Origin of the sequence: Solibacillus ferritrahens, from assembly GCF_037027585.1 — a bacterium.
In the GTDB taxonomy this organism is placed as follows: domain Bacteria; phylum Bacillota; class Bacilli; order Bacillales_A; family Planococcaceae; genus Solibacillus; species Solibacillus ferritrahens.
Genome location: NZ_JAXCLE010000041.1, coordinates 1 through 4402 on the forward strand (window position 1 = coordinate 1; position 4402 = coordinate 4402).

Below are 4402 nucleotides of genomic sequence, written 5' to 3' on the forward strand. Positions count from 1 at the left end.
CCTAAAATATTTTCTAAAAAGCTATTGACTGGAGGTAAGAATGGCACCTCCTTTGAATGATAACTTTATCGTACCGGCGGTGCCAGGTTATTTATATGCGTTATTTGATTACGGGCTTACTTCTTATCTATCGAAACCTCTATTTCCATCGCCTGTTCTTCCCCTTATATGCTAGTACTAATAGAAAATTTAACACTTAGTACACTAATTAAATAATCGTAATCTTTTAAATTTACGTATTTAAACATGCAAAAAACACTTGTCGCCTATTATAGACAATCAAGTGCTTTAAGTTTTAAATTTTCTAAGTTTATTAATATTTGTAAGTTTTATGAGTTATTTTATTATTGACAGTATGACATCTTTTTTCCCACATGACAAGTGTAACGTTTAAACCCTTTAGCTTGTTTAATCTCGTGTGTTTGTTGCTTATGACATCCATAAGAGGTCCTTGTAAATAAATTGTCATTTCGCCTATTCTCGCTCTTATTGCTTTATTGCTTTATTGCTTTATTGCTTTATTGTTAAAATAGCACTCCTTGATGGTCTAGCCTTCAAGAGTTATTATTTCAAATTCAACGATATCTTTAACTGTAAACAATTTAAAAACCATTATATCTTTGTTTATATCCACGAGCTTGTACAATCTCTTTACTTTACAGTCAATGCCCTGTCATAAGTCCCACTGCAATATAAAATGTCATCAACCTAAGCTCGTACTTCTTTTTCTAGTCTATTATTGCCCGGGATACTCTGGGATGATGCTCCCATCATGAAGTACGTATTTTCAATCGCCCTATCATTTTCCTAATCACTTCACATATACTTTATTTTTCATATGTTATAGTTAAAGCTTATATCCGTAAAAATATTTTTGTCCTTTTACCAGTTTTCACTTGAAAGTTCTTCTATATAGTCAATGAAATCTAAAAAATATATTAGCGATAGATCCATTATCCATTTTAAGGTAAAGAGTTATATTTGGTACTAGCACTCAAACAGCAGATGATCTGCTAACCATAAAGGGATCAACGTTCTTTTCTTCTAATAAGTCCTCAAACTTCTCCGTTCCATTTTCCACAAAATATTCGTACTCCGACTGTGAAATAAAAAACGCTAATAATATTCTTCCATCTTTCTCTTTAGTCTCAGTACGAACCTCGCTATATTTTTCAGGGAAAGCAAATGGTTCTGTAAAGTAAATTGCAAATTTATCGTAATTTTGAACAAATGTCTTATCAATACTTTCGATACCACATATCGCTATTCCTCTTCCTATTTCCATTTGATTACCGATACAATAAAATAACGCATTTGCAAGAATTTTTCCCGTACTATTAAATGCTCCATCAACTACCATTGAAATCTCAACATTATCACCTACTATTTCCTCATACTTACTAAATCCAAGTGTATTATAAACTAAACATTCTTCAAATACATTTTCATACTTTAAAATTTGTATACTCGGCATTTCTTCATTATTTTTAAACACCTCTTGGTCAACTGGTTTCCCTAAAAACTTATTGTAATGGTCGTAGTAAAGTTCTCCATAGTTAATCATCTTTTTTTACTCCTTTATAAGTTCCTTCTACTCCTTCAAATGCATGGCTAATATTACATTCATGACATTGAACCCTTAATCGTTTATTATACTCATCCAATACCTCTTTTCGTGTTGGCTTAACTTCACCTGCTTTCATACTTGCAACTCTTTCTGCCCAAGTATCTGGATAATGGTCTATGTCATATCCAATTCTATTTAAAGGCCCTTTTTTAGTATTGATTGTAATACTATCTGGAATGTCTTTTCCACAAGTAGGGCAAATCATTTTCCCAGATGCATTTTTTGGTGCTTCACTTTCTGCCTTAGCACGAGGACCTTTCCTAAAGCTACTTCTATTATATAATTTATCTTTATCCGTACCCTTAGTCTTATCCTTAGCTTTCGCAGGTGGTAACGTTGTTGCTCTTGCTTGCTGCTCTGCATTTGACTGTGCTTGCTGCTTTGTCGGTTTAGCTGGTGTAGCGGACTCGACAATAGATACTGTTTTACATTTACCACCGGATGCAACGCTACCGAGAATCTTTCCTCCATGCTTCACACCTTTTACTAAAGGTCCTCCTAAAGTAGCAGCAACTGATGCTCCGCGTTCCCAGCTTTCCAACTATTATATAATTCTTTTATATCATATTGAGGGAAATATTCTCTAAATGTTTTTTCATTTATAGGAGAGAAACCTAAATAAATTTTTTGTTTATTCGCTTTACTTAAACTAAACTCTCTAAATGTTTTTTTCATTATTTCTTTCCAATATAAGTCTTTTTATCACGTAACCAACCTTCTGCATTGGTTCCTGGTTTACCCTTACCCACATATGGCATTTCTACTGTAATTCTTGGGTCAGCTGATCCATAATCACCAGTCCCACCTACCATATGATTAATTGATTTCCACCTATGCTTATAATACTGGCGAAAAATCAGGAACTCCATTCTTATATTGATACCTTTAATTCCAGCCTCGTCTAATATACTTTGTAATTTAGAGTCTGGTGGCGGTTTAAGTGTACTTAAAGATTCTCCCCTAATTCCTTCAAATTCAATTCTCGGGTTAATTGGTGCAGGTGTTTGATTAATCCTTGCCCCATATGAACTAGCCACTTCGGTTTGTCTAAAGGCAGGTTGAACTTCTACATTTAATTTACTATCCTTTTACAAGTTTATTTCCTTATTTATCACAACGAGCTGTGTCATTCTCGTGTTTAAACTTAAATATAGTTGTAAGTATGGTAGTTATATTTAAACGTAAAAAGCACTTGTTGCCTTTAATTGACAATCAAGTGCTTTAAGTTCATTTGTTTTTAAGTAGCGTAAATTTGTAAGTTTTGTAGTAACAGTATGACACCTTTTAAAACTTACGAGTTTGTACGAGTTCGTTAGTTTAATATACATTCCATGTGTTTGTATTTATCGCCCTGTAAAATGTCACCTCGCCAAAGCTCGTACTTTATTTTCTATTCTCTTATTGCACATAACACTCTATGATGGTACAACCATCATGGAGTATCTATTTTCAAACGCCCTATTATTTTTTCTGTCTTTCATTTAGTTATATAGGATTATTCGGAAATTCACTATGGTATTTATCGATTAACGCTTTATATTCTCCATCATTTGGTACTTCTTCTAAGTATTTATTTTTCCAAATAATCATTTGGTCACTAAAACCATATTCTGTAGCGAACCAATTTGTATAATCATAATGCATCTTAAATTTCCCACTACTCTCAAGAGTCATTGTAAAGGAATACCAAAGTTCTTGCTGATTATCTTTAAAAACATTTCTTAGTTCATCACTCAACTCAAACAGCTTTCTTTTATTTTTTTTAAATTCTTCTTTATCAATAGCATAGTTAAATGGGATTTCCACACTATAATTAAAGCATTGTCTATTTTCAGGTGTATTATAAAAAAAGTACGTTCCCCCTCCAGTTTCCGATATCTGAGCATAGAAATAAAATTTCTCCCATTCTTCTGGAATCATTTCATTAACCGTTTCAGCTATTTCTCTATACAACTTGTTCATTTCTTTTTCCACTTTAATCAACCTCCTGCGCGATTTCTAATCGTTTTCTCAACTATCCCTTTTCCTTCTATTTCATAAATTATTTCAAAATAATTTGGTCTTAATGCGGTTCCTTGATAAACTGGTTCAATCTTTACTTTTACTTTTTTAGGAGGCTTTCCACCTAACGCATTAGCCCACTCTTGCTCCATATTATACCACTCTCCACCAGAGCGATTAATTTGTCTATTTTGAGCAATCAAATTATCAATATCTCCAGAGCCATTGAATTGAGTTCCTATCAAGTGGCCACCATCATCATCAGGTAACCTATCTTCACGGCCTGCTGCCACTTGCATTCCTTTGTTTCGTTTTCCTTTTTGAAGTATTAATTCTCCTGCCTCAACATCTACTATTCTACCAAGCTCATCTGTTGTGTATTTATAACCATCCTCGGTAATATAACGCACGTTTGGTGCCAGTTCTTTTCTTCCATTTTTCCCTTTAATAATGTGCTTCCCAAGGTCCCCCTCTTGTATTTCCGTTATCTTAGGAGAGTTACCCGTACCCTTTGTCTGATCCTTAGCTTTCGCAGGTGGTAACGTTGTTGCTCTTGCTTGCTGCTTCGTCGGATTTGCTGGTGTAGCGGAATCGGCCACATGTACTGTTTTACCTTTTGTATTTTTCGCTCCTGATGCAATGCTACCGAGAATCTTTCCACCATGCTTCACACCTTTTACTAAAGGTCCGCCTAAAATAGCAGCGACTGATGCTCCGCGTTCCCAGCTTTCCAACTTTCTACCGGTAATTGGGTCTCTTCCAATCACGGCTTCA

At 34.4% G+C, this 4402-nt stretch carries 6 protein-coding genes and 1 pseudogene; all 7 read right to left on the reverse strand.

Annotation, left to right across the window (positions count from 1 at the left end; genetic code table 11):
• Window positions 1-994 precede the first annotated feature (994 nt).
• Window positions 995-1564 (reverse strand): suppressor of fused domain protein, encoded by a 570-nt coding sequence (locus tag SNE38_RS18880; protein ID WP_336047146.1) that lies wholly within the window; start codon window positions 1562-1564, stop codon window positions 995-997.
• The gene (locus SNE38_RS18885) at window positions 1557-2168 is read right to left on the reverse strand and encodes a GH-E family nuclease (RefSeq protein WP_336047147.1); all 612 of its coding nucleotides are present in this window, start codon (window positions 2166-2168) and stop codon (window positions 1557-1559) included. Before SNE38_RS18885 ends, SNE38_RS18880 begins: the two co-directional genes overlap by 8 nt.
• The gene (locus SNE38_RS18890) at window positions 2126-2302 is read right to left on the reverse strand and encodes a hypothetical protein (RefSeq protein ID WP_336047148.1); all 177 of its coding nucleotides are present in this window, start codon (window positions 2300-2302) and stop codon (window positions 2126-2128) included. The genes SNE38_RS18885 and SNE38_RS18890 overlap by 43 nt, the downstream gene beginning before the upstream one ends.
• Window positions 2302-2439, reverse strand: a complete 138-nt coding sequence (locus SNE38_RS19315; RefSeq protein ID WP_408022387.1) for a hypothetical protein — start codon at window positions 2437-2439, stop codon at window positions 2302-2304. The genes SNE38_RS18890 and SNE38_RS19315 overlap by 1 nt, the downstream gene beginning before the upstream one ends.
• A pseudogene (locus SNE38_RS18895) lies at window positions 2413-2694 on the reverse strand (T7SS effector LXG polymorphic toxin); the annotation flags it as partial. The gene SNE38_RS19315 and the pseudogene SNE38_RS18895, both read right to left, overlap by 27 nt.
• A gap of 418 nt (window positions 2695-3112) precedes the next feature.
• Window positions 3113-3601, reverse strand: coding sequence for an antitoxin YezG family protein (locus tag SNE38_RS18900; protein ID WP_336047149.1), 489 nt, complete (start codon window positions 3599-3601; stop codon window positions 3113-3115).
• A 5-nt stretch (window positions 3602-3606) separates the two neighbouring features.
• A partial coding sequence (locus SNE38_RS18905; protein ID WP_336047150.1) for a DNA/RNA non-specific endonuclease occupies window positions 3607-4402 on the reverse strand: 796 nt, incomplete at its 5' end.

Excerpts from the sequence above, each read along its gene's own strand:
- SNE38_RS18880 (WP_336047146.1), bottom strand. The coding sequence starts at position 1,564 with ATGATTAACTATGGAGAACTTTACTACGACCATTACAATAAGTTTTTA.
- SNE38_RS18890 (WP_336047148.1), bottom strand. The coding sequence starts at position 2,302 with ATGAAAAAAACATTTAGAGAGTTTAGTTTAAGTAAAGCGAATAAACAA.
- SNE38_RS19315 (WP_408022387.1), bottom strand. The coding sequence starts at position 2,439 with ATGGTAGGTGGGACTGGTGATTATGGATCAGCTGACCCAAGAATTACA.